This is a genomic window from Clostridium sp. TJA038, from assembly GCF_058310255.1.
Map to the genome: position 1 here is coordinate 20,626 of NZ_JBZEFA010000010.1, position 15,078 is coordinate 35,703.

A 15,078-nucleotide genomic window follows, 5' to 3' on the forward strand; every position below is an offset into this window, starting at 1 on the left:
CTTATTGTTTATTGTTTATACTAAAGTCTAAAAAGTCTAAAAAAATAAAAATATCCATTTCTAAAGTTTCTACTAGACTATTCCTAAAGTTTTCTATCCCATATTTAATTAATCTATTAACAATTTCTATTCTTTCTTCTGCTTGGTTTAGGGGTTCCTCTTCATCATCTAAATAACCATTTTCTCTATCATAATCATCAAAAATAGATTTTTCTTTTTTAACGGGTTCTTCTCCATTAAGGAAAATATAATTAATCTTTTCTTCTATCTTTACGACTTCAAATTGTAGCCAAAAATAAATTTCAAAAATAACCTCAATAGGCAATCCATCTATTTTTTTAACGTTCGAATTTGAAAAAATAATAGAAACGGTTTTATAAATAAGGTCTGTTTCTTCTAGCTTTTTATTTTCTAACTTTACTAGATTTAAATAATGTTTTACTTTTAAACTTTGGGGAATAAAATAAGAGAGGTTTATTTCTTCCCCTTTGTAAAAGCCTTTTCTATTTTTGCAGCTTTATTATTTACCTTTTCTGCAATGCTTAAATCTATAGCACTAAAGTTAAAGATGATGTCTGATACATCCCAGTATTTATCTATATCTTCCTCTGTAAATTGATTATCAAAGACTTCTATTATAACCTTAACCATATCGTCGATATCTTCTTCTCCGTATAGCTCTTGAGTAGCTAATCTATTTCTTAAGTTACAATAGTCTTTATATTTTTTTCTATTTATTATCCCACTAAAATATTGTTTTTTATTTAATGTTACTTTCATTTTCTTTCCTCCAAATATTAAAAATAAAAAGGAGGGTATCCCCTCCTAAAAATTAATGCCCTGTTGGCGGTTCTTGAACTGAGCCAAACCAATTTTTTATTGCAGCAGTCGCTTCACTTTCAGAACTACTTATATAGTTTTCATCTACTTCAACTGATATATTCCCGTCTTTCTCTCTTCCATAGAAAGTCCCTTTCATTTTAGGTGTTTGAGTTTTTACCTTTTCTTGTTCTGTTTCGTAATCTTCTCCCCAACCAGAGTTGAATTTACCACAGTAGAACCATACAAACTCATATTTACCATTAGTATTTTTGGCTCTCCACCCAATTGCGACTTCTTGTGCAATATCATTAGTATTATTTACAAGGTATCCTTTATTTAAAGTTGCCCCTCTTAATAAAGCTTTTTGAGTTGGTGAAAGTTTATTGACTTCGAATTCAATTTCTACACCGTCATCACTTTCAATTACTTCTTCTATAGTATCGTCAGACCTTGTTGTATCAATAGCTTTTTTATAAGTTACTTTAGCACTTATCGCTCTACCAAACTTTACTGGTGATTCTGCAGTATAAGTAGTAGAATCGTTTTTTGATACTTTAGCAATATAGATATCTTTAAGTGCTTTTCTTCTAGTTTTTAATATTTGCTCTTGTCCCACTATTTTTGCCTCCTTAGTTTTCATCTTCATCTCCTATTTCTTCTAAGTAAGTAAATCTTAAAGCTTTATGATAAATCTTAGGCTCAATCTCAAAGAAATCTTGACCGTCATCAAATTTAAATCCTTTAGCTTTAAGTAACGTTCTTATTTTATTTTTTAAGTTAAATGCTTCTAAAGAATTTTTAGACCAAACATCTATTTGCAAGTTATGCTCTATAGCAACTGGTTCATCATCTTCATATAACAGTTCTTGCTCCAAGTATTCCATTAAGGTCACTTGAGTTTTATCTATATCCTGGTTATACCAACCTTCTGTTACTGGAATTTTTAAATCTTCTAAAGCATTAACTGTAAAAGCAATTATATCCATTAATAATTCCTACTTTTCTAATTCTTCTACAAGTTGTGTATATTCTTTTTTAGCTATATTGTCATATTGTCCTCTAAGAATTTTATTGACTTTACCAAAGCTATGGTGGGGTGGGTGTTTAGTTGAACCAAATTCCTCAAATTTCATATAAAAGAATTCGGAGGTATCTCCTCTCTCCCACCCAACTATTGCATATTGCCTACCATTTTTCTTTTTAATTTTCGGCTTTGGAACGTTATCCCTTGCATGTCCTGGAGGAATGAGCCTTGGACTTCCTTTGTGTTGTACACCACTTTTGCTATTATCCCTACTTACATGAATTAACGGTTTAACTGTTTTATAAGCTAATTCTCCACACTCTTTAAGAACTTTTTTATTTGCTTTTTCTAGTTGTCCTTCGGTTCCTATCTCTTCTATTTTCTTTGTTAGTTCCTCAAGTCCTTCGAATTCCATTTCTATCATCTACGTTACCTCAATACACTTAAGTTTTATATATTTCTTGTTATTACCTAAGTAATCTACATAAAACAGTTTGTAATCTCTTCCTCTCCAGTTGATTAAAAATTTATCTTTCTCTCTTAAATCTTGTAGTTTTTTGCAATATCTAACCTTAAAAACTAATGTGTTTTCTAGGTCAATCCCCATTGCTTGGTAAAGTTCTTGCCCCATTAAGTCTAAGATATCTGCCCAACAAGAATAAAAAGGGGTAATTTTATCTTCTCCCCTTCTCCCATTTATATATGTTTCTTCTCTTTTATTAATTGTTATTCTTTCTTGCATTAATTACTCAATAGTTCCAGTATTGTTTCTGTAGTTCTATCTCTGTAAGGCTTTTTATCTTTATAGGTTCCTCTGTCATCATATTCATCAGCAACTAATTTCTTAACTAATAAATCTGCTAAACATACTTTACTAGGGTATTTTTTGTAATTATCCCCGCAACAATTTTCTATATAGCTATACGCCCCTTGTAGTAAGGCGTTTATTAAAGTATCATCATCTTCAAAATCTACTCTTAAGTAGGCTTTCATATCGTCTAAATCGACCATAAATTACCTCCTTTAAGATGTTTTTTTCTTTTTAGCGGCAACCTTTTTAGGGTTATTTGCTGGGTATTAATATTCTTTGGATAGATCTATCACTACCTTTTTGAACATCGAATCTTTCTAATACTCTTATTTTAACTGTATCATCAGAGAATCCTGCTTCTGTACTTCTAGCAATAGTTATATCTTTTCTCATAAAGAATTTTACAGCCTCTCTCATATTTAATGAATAGAATATCTTCTTCCCAGAATGAGTAGTAACTAATGAACTATCAAAAGTTATTAAAGGCTTCCCATGGAAATACTCTACCCCGTCTGCTCCTAAAGTTACAAGATTTAAAGGTCTATTATTTTTATCAACTGCATTCTTTAAGAAAGCGTACCCTTCAACATTAGTTAAAGTAACAAGCCCATGTCTAACACTTGGGAATTGCTTGTCCATTATTTCTGTTATAGCTGTGTAATCATCAGCATCTGTAGAATGTGAATTAGAAGCAGTGTCGATTACATCTAATATTTCTTTATTTTCTTTTGCTACAGCTATATTAACAAAGTTGTTTTTAACTATGTTCTCTATTTCTACTTCTGCATCTTCTACTAATTCTGAAGAAAGGCTTTGAATTAATCCATATTTTTCACATGTAAATGTAACTTCTGTAGTAGCAAGAGTTCCGTCTGTTATTTTGTTACCTTCAGTTACTTTAGCATATGTTTGTGAATTTTGGTCTAAATCAACTACTGGCATAGTACCTGTGTTTTTATTAACAACTATGACATCGCAGTAATCTTTTAATGCTCCGTATCCTTTCTTTAATTCCATTAATTCATTGATAAATTGCTTAGGTAAAACAGCAGAGTTCCCTGATGAAGTAACATTAGCTCTTTCTTCAGGCGTTAATTCTTTCCCTAAAACCGCTTTAGTTATTGCTCTCATTTCATTTACTGGCATTACTTTATTTTCTCCTTTTTTGATTTGTTTTTGTTTGTTAAGATTCCTTAATTCTTCTTGCTCTAGTTCTTGCTCCATTCCTAGAGTTTCTTTTAATGCTCTTAACTCTCCCATTTTTTCTTTTGCTTTTTCTAATTCCTTTTTATCTAAAAGGCTTCTTACTTCTTCTGTTAAAGCATTAATTTGTTCTTTAATCTCGAATGTTTTCATTTTTTCATCTCCTTTTCTTGTATAAAAAAAAGAACTAAGTCATTAAGATAATTCCAACTCCAGTTTTATTAACTGTAATTCCTTATCTAAATTTCTTAATTCTTTAATCTTTTCTTTTTCTTCTTTATGGTTTTCAAAACTTCTACAACTTACACTACTTGTTAAGTATGCAGGATAAGGAGTAATAGTAACTTCCATTAACTCCACTTCTTTTACAGTTCTTAAATCAGAACCGTCTTCTGTGTAACTCCATTCATCATCTATACAATAGAACCCAAAACTACACCCGTCTATATCTCCACTTTTAATAAGTTCGTATAAATCGTTAACATAAGAAATATCATCATTAACTATAAGTTCAAACTTTAGACCTATGTTATCTACCCCAAGAATTAAAGTGCCAGCTTTTGTGCTCCCTAATATCTTTTCAGTATTATGGTCGTATAAAGCATAAATGTTATGCCCGTCAGCTAATGTTTTATCAAAAGCCCTTGGCCCTATTTGCTCATAGAACCCTATATATTGGCTAATATCCCCAAACTTATTAATATAACCCCTTATAGTTTTGACTTCTTCTGTTTTAGTAACTGTAAGGTCTGAAGTTATGAAATTCCTAATTTCCTTCTCTCTCATTTTCTTCACCTCCTTTCGGTGGCTCTGTAGAATTTACCCAACTTGCTTCTAAATTTATAAGGTTATCCAAGGTAACTTGCCCACTTGGATATAATAAAAGGTCTGCTCCTTCTATCTTTTCCATACCTAAGATTTCTCTTACATCATTAGTTGTATAAATCCCATTGCGTACATATTCACATAGAATCTCCTGTTGGACCTTTTGATTAGTTCTTAACATTGCATTAACATTAAATCTTATTTTCTCTCCACGCCTTATAGCTTCTTTATTAAGAATTTTATAATTAAACTCTTGTTCTATTTGTGCTAGGATAGGGCTTATATTATTACTTAAAAATGAAATTGTTTCTTCTTCCGTAAGGGTGCCTCTCTCTATTAATGGGTAAGGAACACCTACTGCATTAGCAATATCTTTCTTGCCTTCAATTTTTAAATCTTTAAATTGGCTATCTACTAGGCTTAAATTTAAAGGCGTTATATTAAATCCTGCTGGGACTAAGAAAACTCTATTTTTACTATTGTATAATCTATTAAATTTTTCTTGGACCTTCTCTAATTTCTCTGCATCTTTTATATCTGAAACAGTTTGGACAACTGCTTTACTTGTCATCCCATTAGAAAATAAATTATTTTGATAATCTTCTCCAGCAAGGCTAGTATTTAATGTTTTCTTTATATATTCTCTTGTGCTTCTCCCAAAAAGACCGTCGAAGCTATTATCCCTTAAAATTATTATTTCATGGTCGAAACAAGTCCCTAATGTATCGACACAACAATAATCTACCATTACTTTATTTTTAAAAGCAGAGTTAATAAGTCCAACATCATCTATAGTTATCCCTGTTATTTCTACTGGATAAAGCCCTTCTACTTGACCTTTATAATCTCTTTTAATATACATCCCTGCTATCCCATTATGTTTGTACATTAAAATAAGAGCCTTCATGGCATCAAACATACTCATGTTTTCATTGGCTCTTAGCTTTAATATGCTATATAGTGGTTTATTATAAAGTTCTATTTCACCTTTTGGGGTAGATTTTTTTAAAGTTAATGGCAGTTTGGCAATGGTATCAGCTAAGATATTAAGAGATTTAATATAAGTTGCATTCCTCAAGGCATTTTCTGTTGGTTGGTCATCTCCTTTTACAAAGCTTGTCCAATCAAACCCACCACCTACATCAACTGTAGACCTCTTGTTAAATATTCTGTCTAAGAATTGCATATTCCACCTCCTTTCTAATAAAATTTATATATAAGTATCCCTAATATAAAAATTATTAAGGCTAATACATACATCCCTATATAAAAATTAAGTAGAAAGGTAGTTAAAACCATTAATAATATACCAATTATTAAGAAAATCTCTGCAATTACTGTTTTATTTTTAAAAAAGTTAATTATTTTCTTCATCTTTTATCCCTACCAATCCATATTTAATAATGTTTCTACTGCATCATATCCCGTTTCTTCTGTCATTAATTGAGTAAAACAGAATATTAATGAAGCTAACATATCTATTCTTTCCTTATTTTTATTTGCTTTTGCTAGCATTTCATCATCACTTTTCCCTTTAGTTGTTATGGCGTTGCTAACATTCCAATCTAAAAGTTCATTCTTCTGGTAAAATACTTGCTTGTCATAAATTTTCTTCCTGAACTCTTTAGTTGCAGGGCTTAGATTTGTATATGTTTGCTTTAGTTTTATAACATCATAATCTTTAGCTAATCTTCCCATTAACTCATTAGCATTACATGGATCTGTAACTATATATCGAATAGTACAATTTAAATCATTCTCTAAATTTCTTATATAATCCTCAACCATACTATAATCTACAGTTAATCCAGGACATAAAATGCAGTAATCTAACTTTGTATATTTTCTGTAATCTATGTTTTCCCTTCTCTTTGCTAAGTTATCCATAGGGAGAAAGCCAACTGATTTACAATAAAGATTTTCTCCTTCTCTATACATTATTGAAACCCCAGTTAAGTCTGTAGTAACAGATAAGTCTACGCCTACTACAATAGTTTTCCCACTAAAATCTATATGCTCTCTTTCCCCTTGTTTCCAAGCTTTAATATCAACATATTTATTAATCTCATTTGTTTCTAAGAAAATATTAAGGTGCTTTGTAAGGAATTCTTCTTGTTCACTCGTTTTAATCTTTGCAATATTCCTGCTTTCTTTTATTTCTTTATAGTTCTCTGGTACTCTTAAAGGGTTTGCCCTTTCTATCCCTATATCTTCCCAAGCTTCCTCTCTAGGGGCATAATATAAAAGTGCAAATAGTTTTTTATTTTCTATTACTCCATTAAGAACAGCTTTGTCATACTCTAATTCCTCTAACATTATAGATTCACTATTAGCATAAGCAGTTGTTATCTTTAGCATTAATGGATTTTTAACACTTAACTGCCCACTTCTCATGGCTTGTATATTGCTATTATCTTTAAAAGCTCCAACTTCATCGACACAACACAATCGTTATATTTTAGGCTCTTTATCCTAAACTTCTCTAACTTTCATTAGAGTATCGGACTATCTCTTCACCTTCATCTTTACATGTTAAGGGTTCGGCACTCGTGTTAGGTTTATTGGTTGCTATACCTCACCTATTAGTCTCTACACCTTCCAGCTACTTTTACTAGCTTTTACTGGCTTGGCTCGTGGTTACCATTTGAGTTAATAATATTAAATAAAAAAAAGAGTGTATTTAACACTCTTTATAATATTCCCATTCCAATGGGGTGCCATCTTTCAACTTGCCGGCAGTTTTTTGCCTGCCAGCACAACAGGCTAATATCCCGCTTTTATATACACCGTATTTTTCCATTCCTTTTTTTATGCAATCAAAAATTTCTCCTGTTGTTAAACAAATTACTTTTCTTGCCCTTCCATTTTTGGCACCTCTAACTTTTTCACCGTTACCCCAATTAGGGTTATTCACCCCAGCTTTAAATTTAGGTTGGGTTTTATTCCTACACTCTGGCGAGCAATAATTATGTTTATAAATTTTTGAAGGGGGTCTTTTAATCTCTTTCCCGCAACAATCACATTTTATAGATATAGAATTAAATTTATGATTCTCTGTACCTGTTCTTTTACCTTTAGACCACTTACCCCTGCATTCTAAAGAACAAAAATGATTTTTAGCTCTTTCAACTTTTGCTTTGTTCCTAATAATATCCCTACCACAATAGTCACATTTCAAAGTTAAAGAATTATAAGAAGGATTCTCTTTCCCTTTAAGGAAGTTATCTCCCCCTTTTGTCCTGTTATATCCATATTTATAATTATTGCTCTTATATTTTTTTATAAGTTCAATTTCTTTCTCTTTTAATTCTTTTTTTGAATAACATACTTCTAATTCTTCATCTACAATAAAGCTTTCAAATCCGTGCTTTTTAATAGAATTTAATAGATGAACATTATAAAACTGATTTCTCTTTTTTTGATTTTCATAGAAATTATAAACTCTCTCTATCCCTACTCCTTTAGCAGAATATCTTCCGCAAAATCCATTTTTCTTAGTAGTTATTCCTATGTATATTTTATTATTAATTTTGTTTTGTATTTTGTATACAACACCGTATTTTTGCATAAAAAATAAACCTCCAGACTAAGATTTTACTCAGACTATAAAAAAAGAGAGAAACGGTGTCTGAATCCGCTTTCAATAAGGTTAATTACTCCTTATCTATCTCTCAATATAATTTTATCATTTTTTTATTATTTAATCAAATAACTCATTAAGGTTTCCTCGAATTCACCGAATTTATTTCATATATTTCTATATGAAGTGTCTATTGTTAAACACATGGTCGAATCGCATTGTTTTTATCTGCTTCTGCTGTTCTTGCTTGGTAATAACTATTAGTAAGTTTACAAGTTATTTTCCCACTAAGTTGCTTACTTACTATGAAATATTTAGAAAGAGCAGGACTAGCATTTATTATTTGTGTCATGGCTTTCTTTACTTCTGTGGCTAATTCCCTATCTAAACAAATAGAATAGAATTCTGAATAACTTTCTTCCGTTAACATTAATAGGAGCATTACTATTGCAATAATAAAAGTCTTAGCATTTTTTCTTGGAATGAAGAGGACAACATCTCTATATCTAAACTTGTCTTTATCTTCTTTATATCGCCAACCGAAAATTGCACATAAAAATAAGGCTTGGAACCCTGCCAAACCTTCTAATACATTACCTCTTGTAAAGCCAGTAGCAAAATTGAAAAGCTTAAGTAGATTATTTATTACTTTAAGTTTCTTTTCATCAAAATAAAATTCAAAACTCTCATTAAACTGATTTTCTTTTATATCTTGGAGGAATATATTGCATTGCTTTTCAACTTCTACTGTTGTAATCTCTTTCCCATTAACAACATCTTCTGCATACTTTAAGGCTTTATCTAAAAGTAGCATTAATATTCTCCTTTAAGTGCATTAAGAAGAGGGTCTACCTTCTCTCTTTCTGCATTGGCGTTGATAAAGCTAAGTTTACTTCTTGCACTTGGACTAAGCCCGAGCTCCATGCAACACTTATTATAGATAGCGTTATAATCTTTATAAATTGTAGTTGCTGGATTTCTTACTGGGGTCCCGTCTTCTTTAACAACAACAAGTCCTTGCCTATTTATCAAGTCCCTTGCTTTTCTCATGTTAATAATAGAATCAGTACAAGTTATTAATAATTCTATATCTAAGTTATTTAAAATTTTACTAGCTTTAAGTTCCTCAACTAAAAAAGCATATGTGTCCTGCTCCTCTTGACTATATAGACAAGGAGGGACATTATAAACTAAATTATCATTACCTTTAAGCTTAGTTTCTTGTTCTTCTCTTCTTGCCTTCTCTTCTTTGGTTAAATTTTTTTTCATTAACGCAACTGGTTTTGATGCTTTAGCCATTTTTTCGGTCCTCCTTCTGCTAAAATAGTCCATAAGGGAATTTCTCTTTAAAGAGAGAGGTACTGGGACTTTTTGGCTTTCCCATTATCCCTCATCATACCCCCGGGGGTACTTAAATCTTATACTCTCTCTCAAACTTACCTTTACTTGCCCTTAGTTTATTCTGTTCTTCTGATTTATTTTTCTTATATTCTTTGTGTATCTTATCATGACATCTATTGCATATAGGAATTAAATTACTTGGCTCAAGCTTAAGGCTCCAATCCTCTTTAAGTTCTTTTATATGGTGAGTAACTGCACTAGACTTTAGCTCTCCATTATCCCAACACTTAACACACAACCCTAAATACTTAAGCTTAGTAACTTCTGAAACTACTTTCCATTCTCTACTACTGTAGAAAGCTTGTTCTTTCTTATCTTTCCTAAACCTTTTGTACTGCTTATATCTTTCTTTATTACACACTTCACATTTAGTTCCTACTAACAGCTTTCTGCCACAAGAACTACATATTGTATATATAGCCATTAAATCTATCCTTTGTATTTTACTTGGTGTAAATCCCTAAAAAAAGAGAAGTCCCTCTAGAACTTCTCACATTACAACAATAACATTAATTATCTTATATTTATCATTATGTATTTATAAGTATTTTATTAGTTAAAACTTATATTCTAAAAACAGAGGTACTAACTTATCATTAATTATCCTCTTACGTTTTTGTATAAGATATATTTCATTTATATTTAGCATATTGCTTATAACTTTAAAAGGTAACTTTTTAAAATATCTTAACTCTATTAATTTATATTCTTCATCAGTAAGAGCAGTTAATATATTATTTATTCTCTCCAGCTCCAGTTCTTTCTCTCTTTTAATGTTAGTAAGCATTTCAATTTTCTTTTCTTTTTTTATTATGCTTTCCTCAACTGGAGAAGAAACAAACCCGTTACTATCTACATTTTCTTTGTATTCTAATGCTTTAATTCCTTCTATGCTATTCTTAACTAAATTTATTTCTATTTCTAAATCTCTTATTAATATTTTTAAATTAGTGTAATTCTTTAAATAATTTTCTACTGCATTATAATTTTCTTGAATAAACATTAAAGCTCCTTTATCTTTTCTTTTAATTTATTTCTTTCTTCCTTAAGTTTCCCGTATTCTCTCCAGTCTTTAGTAATTACCATTTTTCTTATAGTTTTATCTATTTCTTTAATTCTATCTTCATACACTTTTTTAAAGTCAATCTTCATTAATTTTCTCCTTTCCCTAGTTTTTTATTTAAATAATCTATACCTTTAAATAGCTCCATTGCAACTTGGCTCCCAACTTCCTTTTGTTCTTTATCAGCTTTAAGTAGCCAAGTATTTAATTCTTCTATTAGTCCTTCTAAATATTCAACTTCTATTTCTTTTTCAAAGCTCATTTTCCCTCCAAAATTGAACTATGTAACTTTTTATGTAACTTTATGAAAGTTTTTTTGAAAAGTTCATACCCCTCAAACCATTGGTATTACTAGCTTTAAGCCTTGCTATGTAACTTATGTAACTTTTTTTTAGTTAAAAGATGTATATATTTTTTATAAAAAAGATAATTTTTTATTTAGAAAAAACATTCATAAGTTACATAAAGTACATTTAAAAACTCTCTTATCCCTTGATATTACTATGTTTGAAGGTAATCATGTATTTTTCTAAAAGTTACATAAAACATTCATAAAACTATCATAAAACATAAAAAAGTTTCATACTTTAAAGTCTAGGTCTTATTCCTAGCCAAATTATCCCACTAGTTTTCCTCATATTTGTATATCCCTTAGCTTTAAGTTCTTTAGTAAATTTATGATTAGACATTTTATAATTTTCTCCGTTATCTATGCACCAATCAATATATGCTCTGTAAAGGTCTTTCCCTAGCGTTTTAGCATCAACGTGAATAGTACAATCATCTTCAATGAAACGACCTAACTGATCCATATCCGCTTTATATTCTTCAACGGCCTTTTTAACTTCTGCTGGTGGATTTAAGCCTTCTTCTTTCCATTTCTTAAATCCTATTAAAGCCCACCATAATATACCTTCAAGTTCCGGCTCTAGTTTTTCTTCGTAAAAGAATTTATTTCTTTCGTTTTCTTTAAGACTATATTTAAAAGGTATCATGTGAAATCTTCTCCATATCCCTTCTGTCTTACCTTTAATTATCGGTCTTTCGTTTGACATCATCCAAATCTTAGCTTTATTCTTCATTTCAAAACTGTTTTTACGTAAAAATCTAACTTTTACATAATCCTCTCCAGTTAATGCTTTTATTAAATTCTCATGGAAAACTTGTCCCTCTTGAAGTTCTGAAGTTATAACAACTCTTTTATTGACTAATGCTGCTAAATCACTTCTTGGGGCATCAGGATTAGATGACTTTGTTTCCATTAAACTTTCTGAATTTAAAGTTCCTACATAAGTTCCCATTAATTCTCTTAATACTTTTACAAAGGTAGATTTACCATTTGCTCCACCACCAAGCATTACAAATAATCTTTGTTCTGAGTTTAAACCAGTTAAAGAGTAACCAACTGCTCTTTGCACATAATTTATTATTTCATAGTCATTCATAAATATTTTTTCTAAAAACTCCACCCAGTTTGGGCATTTTGCCTTAGGGTTAAAATTTACACTTGATGTATTAGTTATTAAATCTTCTCTCCTATGCTCTCTATCTTCAAAAATATTAAGGTCAATTGTAACGTTTGGAGTATTAAATAGCATATCGTTTTTATCACTTTCTAAAAAGCTTTGTCCTTCATAAGTAGCAGCCAAGTTAATTACACCTTCTATTCTTTTTGCAGCCTCTGATTTGTCGATAAAACCTTGAACTTTCTCTCTAGCTTTTTCTGTTTTTTCGTAATCTCCTAAATCTATTTTATATTTGTCTTCTTGCATTTTGCCTAATACATTTCTATAAAGATTATATACTTTAAAAGTCATATCCTTTTCCCAATAACGGTTGTTCCAAATATACCATTTACCGTCTTTAGGATTGAATTTCATATCATCTCCATACATGGCTATAAATCTTTTAGCATTACCATCGTCGCTCCAGTTGTAGCCATATATTATATCCCCTTTAAAAGGCGTATATTCTATAGAATTCTTTTCTAGTTCTTGAAGTTCATATATGTCATGCCCTGTTTCTAACCAGTCTGTAACATCTCCTTTAGGTTCAATACCTGTTAAAGTTAATATTTTTACTTTCTTGGCTATGTTTTTAATCTCTCCTGCAACATGTTCCATAAATGCTCTGCCTGGTGAATCATTATCAGGAATTAAAACAACGTTAGCTCCTTCAAAGTATTTATTGAATTCTTTATCCCACTTCTTACCTAAGTTGCCCTTACTTGCTCCTTTACTTGTAGTAGTAGCAATTAATCCTCTTTTAATTAAACTATCGGCATCTTTTTCACCTTCTACTATGTAAATTGTCTTATTTTCTTTAACGCCTTTTATGACATTAGGTAAGTTGTAAAGTAAATAACTCTCTTGAGGTAGCCATATAGAGTTTGCTCCTTTTCTTTCTTTCATTGAGTACTCTTTACTTCCTGGATAAGTTTCTGTATAAACTCCCTCATTAAGTCCCCAAATTATTTTCCCTTCATAATTTCTTCTATGTAAAAACTTTTTGCCTTTTAATCTAACTTTTTCATAATGTTTTACACCATTTTCATCAAAGAATTCATATATTGCTTCAATGTTATCTCTTGAGTTGTTATTCTTCTCTAAAGAATTATCAAATAAATCTGTCATCTTTAATCCTGCTCTATCTAATATGTCTTCTGTTTTACATCCTGCATGGCAATATAAAAAAGTCTTGTCCCCTTTATGTGTAATGGTTAAACTAGCTTTTTTGTCTGCATGCGCAGGACATTTAGCTTGAATACTATCAGATTTCATTGTTCTTTTATCTATTTCAAAATGGTCAAGTATCTTGTTAAACTCCATTATTCCCCTCCATATATCCTTTGTTTTTTAAAATGTCCCTAACTGTATATTTAAGTGTGTTATATATTTCGCTCCCCATTACAGTTTTATCTACTGGTCTTATTACAGTATTGAATTCACTTTCTAAAGCCTTTAGCCTTGCATACAAGCTAGCAGGTTTATATTGATTTCTGTAATTCCCTTCCCTGATGTTTTTATCAAAATTTTTGTCCTCTAAGAAAATAAAAAACTTAATCCCATATCTGTTTAGTCCTTGGAGCTCTGCTTTGAATCTGTTGTAATCTGTTTTCAACACCTTTTTCAAATACTTTTCCCCAAGCAATTCAATTACTTCTTTATTTATTTCATTTATGTTTGTTTTATTATCTTTAAGATTCATAGCCAGTTCATCAATGCAAAACTTTCTTTCTATTGCAATGTTATTTGTAAAGTATATATCCCTAGTTTGTCCTTCAAAACTTCCTGCGGGTATCATGCAGCTATAATCACCGTAATTTAATTTCTCAACTTTATAAGGTATTTTCTTAGTATCAAACCAATCTGTTATATGTAAATTAGCTTGTTCTCTTGTATCTATTATTACGGTTAAATTATTTAAAATTTCTTTTATCTCTTTATCTGTAAATCTATATATCATAATCCTCCTAAAATAAAAAAAAGAAGGGACTCCCACCTTCCCCTCTTACTCTTCTGTTTCTGTTGGCATTTTAGTAAAGACTATTTTCTTAGTCTTTATATTTCTTATAGCTAAGCCATTAATATCTCCGTTCTTTTTATATGTAATTTTAGCTACTTCAAATCTATCGTTGCAGCTATACTTATTATTTCTTTCTGTAATGTTACAATCTTCTGCTTTTACCCAAATCAATGGAGAAGTATAAAGCTCTCTGCCTATGCCCCAATTTACACAAGCTCTTTTAAAGCTATCACTCGCTTGCCCTTTTTCCTTCTCCGTATTACTCTCCGTTCCTACATCTTGTTTGCTAACCCACTCTTTTTTATCTTCATCATATATTTCTACATTACAAAATAAATTGCCATTTATAAGCTCATGGCTCCTTCTCCAATTAGTTTTCCCAACTGTTTGGTCTAAAATATCCATATCCGTTCTACTATTTTTGTATAATAAAAGGATAGCCCCCTTGGATGTTACACTTTGCACCCTTACTTCGATATCTTCTGGTGTTAACTTTCTAAAATTTATTTCCATTGCTTATTCCTCTTTTAATATTAATCTACTAGTTAAATCTATTTTAGGCTCTTTACCCCAACCGTTTTTATCCCAAAATAAAATATAAGAAAATATTCCTTCTTTTATTAAAACTAACCCAGTTTCCCCAACTTCATTTTCTACTATGGAGCCTATTTTAATCCTGGTATCAAATTTAAATATATTTTCATCTGGTTTAACGGATTCAATAAGAGCGTTAATTATTTTTATCATTTCTTCTCTCATTTCTTATACTTCCCTTTAAATAAAATGTTAGCTATATATTGCCCACTACTAAGTTTTATTAGTTT

Annotated in this window: 20 protein-coding genes and 2 pseudogenes; all 22 read right to left on the reverse strand. The window is 30.4% G+C overall.

What is annotated here, in order from left to right; all coding sequences use genetic code 11:
- Nucleotide 1: 1 nt before the first annotated feature.
- Complete coding sequence (locus tag AC4FQV_RS10950) at nucleotides 2-325, reverse strand: hypothetical protein (RefSeq protein WP_491165512.1); 324 nt, start codon at nucleotides 323-325, stop codon at nucleotides 2-4.
- 149 nt (nucleotides 326-474) lie between these two features.
- On the reverse strand, nucleotides 475-780 hold the full coding sequence (gene gpG, locus AC4FQV_RS10955; protein ID WP_491165513.1) for a phage tail assembly chaperone G: 306 nt from the start codon (nucleotides 778-780) through the stop codon (nucleotides 475-477).
- 52 nt (nucleotides 781-832) lie between these two features.
- Nucleotides 833-1,462, reverse strand: a complete 630-nt coding sequence (locus AC4FQV_RS10960) for a major tail protein (RefSeq protein ID WP_491165514.1) — start codon at nucleotides 1,460-1,462, stop codon at nucleotides 833-835.
- Nucleotides 1,452-1,808, reverse strand: coding sequence for a hypothetical protein (locus tag AC4FQV_RS10965; protein WP_491165515.1), 357 nt, complete (start codon nucleotides 1,806-1,808; stop codon nucleotides 1,452-1,454). Before AC4FQV_RS10965 ends, AC4FQV_RS10960 begins: the two co-directional genes overlap by 11 nt.
- A 9-nt stretch (nucleotides 1,809-1,817) precedes the next feature.
- On the reverse strand, nucleotides 1,818-2,270 hold the full coding sequence (locus AC4FQV_RS10970; RefSeq protein WP_491165516.1) for an HK97-gp10 family putative phage morphogenesis protein: 453 nt from the start codon (nucleotides 2,268-2,270) through the stop codon (nucleotides 1,818-1,820).
- Nucleotides 2,271-2,588, reverse strand: coding sequence for a phage head closure protein (locus AC4FQV_RS10975; RefSeq protein WP_491165517.1), 318 nt, complete (start codon nucleotides 2,586-2,588; stop codon nucleotides 2,271-2,273).
- Nucleotides 2,588-2,857 (reverse strand): head-tail connector protein, encoded by a 270-nt coding sequence (locus tag AC4FQV_RS10980; RefSeq protein ID WP_491165518.1) that lies wholly within the window; start codon nucleotides 2,855-2,857, stop codon nucleotides 2,588-2,590. The genes AC4FQV_RS10975 and AC4FQV_RS10980 overlap by 1 nt, the downstream gene beginning before the upstream one ends.
- Before the next feature lie 52 nt (nucleotides 2,858-2,909).
- Complete coding sequence (locus AC4FQV_RS10985) at nucleotides 2,910-4,013, reverse strand: phage major capsid protein (protein WP_491165519.1); 1,104 nt, start codon at nucleotides 4,011-4,013, stop codon at nucleotides 2,910-2,912.
- 42 nt (nucleotides 4,014-4,055) lie between these two features.
- Nucleotides 4,056-4,646, reverse strand: a complete 591-nt coding sequence (locus AC4FQV_RS10990; RefSeq protein ID WP_491165520.1) for an HK97 family phage prohead protease — start codon at nucleotides 4,644-4,646, stop codon at nucleotides 4,056-4,058.
- Nucleotides 4,627-5,871: a phage portal protein gene (locus tag AC4FQV_RS10995; RefSeq protein WP_491165521.1), complete on the reverse strand. Its 1,245-nt coding sequence runs from the start codon at nucleotides 5,869-5,871 to the stop codon at nucleotides 4,627-4,629. Before AC4FQV_RS10995 ends, AC4FQV_RS10990 begins: the two co-directional genes overlap by 20 nt.
- Before the next feature lie 197 nt (nucleotides 5,872-6,068).
- Nucleotides 6,069-7,127, reverse strand: a pseudogene (locus tag AC4FQV_RS11000) (terminase TerL endonuclease subunit); the annotation flags it as partial.
- Nucleotides 7,128-7,365: 238 nt separating this feature from the next.
- Nucleotides 7,366-8,253: a GIY-YIG nuclease family protein gene (locus AC4FQV_RS11005; RefSeq protein WP_491165522.1), complete on the reverse strand. Its 888-nt coding sequence runs from the start codon at nucleotides 8,251-8,253 to the stop codon at nucleotides 7,366-7,368.
- A 217-nt stretch (nucleotides 8,254-8,470) separates the two neighbouring features.
- A pseudogene (locus AC4FQV_RS11010) lies at nucleotides 8,471-9,079 on the reverse strand (terminase large subunit domain-containing protein); the annotation flags it as partial.
- Nucleotides 9,079-9,564, reverse strand: coding sequence for a phage terminase small subunit P27 family (locus AC4FQV_RS11015; RefSeq protein ID WP_491165523.1), 486 nt, complete (start codon nucleotides 9,562-9,564; stop codon nucleotides 9,079-9,081). The gene AC4FQV_RS11015 and the pseudogene AC4FQV_RS11010, both read right to left, overlap by 1 nt.
- Nucleotides 9,565-9,676: 112 nt before the next feature.
- The gene (locus AC4FQV_RS11020) at nucleotides 9,677-10,090 is read right to left on the reverse strand and encodes an HNH endonuclease signature motif containing protein (RefSeq protein WP_491165524.1); all 414 of its coding nucleotides are present in this window, start codon (nucleotides 10,088-10,090) and stop codon (nucleotides 9,677-9,679) included.
- A gap of 132 nt (nucleotides 10,091-10,222) precedes the next feature.
- Nucleotides 10,223-10,669 carry a sigma-70 RNA polymerase sigma factor region 4 domain-containing protein gene (locus tag AC4FQV_RS11025; RefSeq protein ID WP_491165525.1) on the reverse strand — a complete coding sequence of 149 codons (447 nt, stop codon included), beginning with the start codon at nucleotides 10,667-10,669 and terminating at the stop codon, nucleotides 10,223-10,225.
- Entirely contained in the window at nucleotides 10,669-10,818 is a 150-nt protein-coding gene (locus AC4FQV_RS11030) for a hypothetical protein (protein WP_491165526.1), read from the reverse strand. The genes AC4FQV_RS11025 and AC4FQV_RS11030 overlap by 1 nt, the downstream gene beginning before the upstream one ends.
- Nucleotides 10,818-10,991 carry a hypothetical protein gene (locus tag AC4FQV_RS11035; protein WP_491165527.1) on the reverse strand — a complete coding sequence of 58 codons (174 nt, stop codon included), beginning with the start codon at nucleotides 10,989-10,991 and terminating at the stop codon, nucleotides 10,818-10,820. The genes AC4FQV_RS11030 and AC4FQV_RS11035 overlap by 1 nt, the downstream gene beginning before the upstream one ends.
- A 325-nt stretch (nucleotides 10,992-11,316) precedes the next feature.
- Entirely contained in the window at nucleotides 11,317-13,557 is a 2,241-nt protein-coding gene (locus AC4FQV_RS11040; protein ID WP_491165528.1) for a phage/plasmid primase, P4 family, read from the reverse strand.
- Complete coding sequence (locus tag AC4FQV_RS11045) at nucleotides 13,547-14,194, reverse strand: ERCC4 domain-containing protein (protein WP_491165529.1); 648 nt, start codon at nucleotides 14,192-14,194, stop codon at nucleotides 13,547-13,549. Before AC4FQV_RS11045 ends, AC4FQV_RS11040 begins: the two co-directional genes overlap by 11 nt.
- A gap of 45 nt (nucleotides 14,195-14,239) precedes the next feature.
- Entirely contained in the window at nucleotides 14,240-14,767 is a 528-nt protein-coding gene (locus AC4FQV_RS11050) for a hypothetical protein (RefSeq protein WP_491165530.1), read from the reverse strand.
- Between the two features lie 3 nt (nucleotides 14,768-14,770).
- Nucleotides 14,771-15,013 (reverse strand): hypothetical protein, encoded by a 243-nt coding sequence (locus AC4FQV_RS11055; RefSeq protein ID WP_491165531.1) that lies wholly within the window; start codon nucleotides 15,011-15,013, stop codon nucleotides 14,771-14,773.
- Between the last annotated feature and the right edge of the window lie 65 nt (nucleotides 15,014-15,078).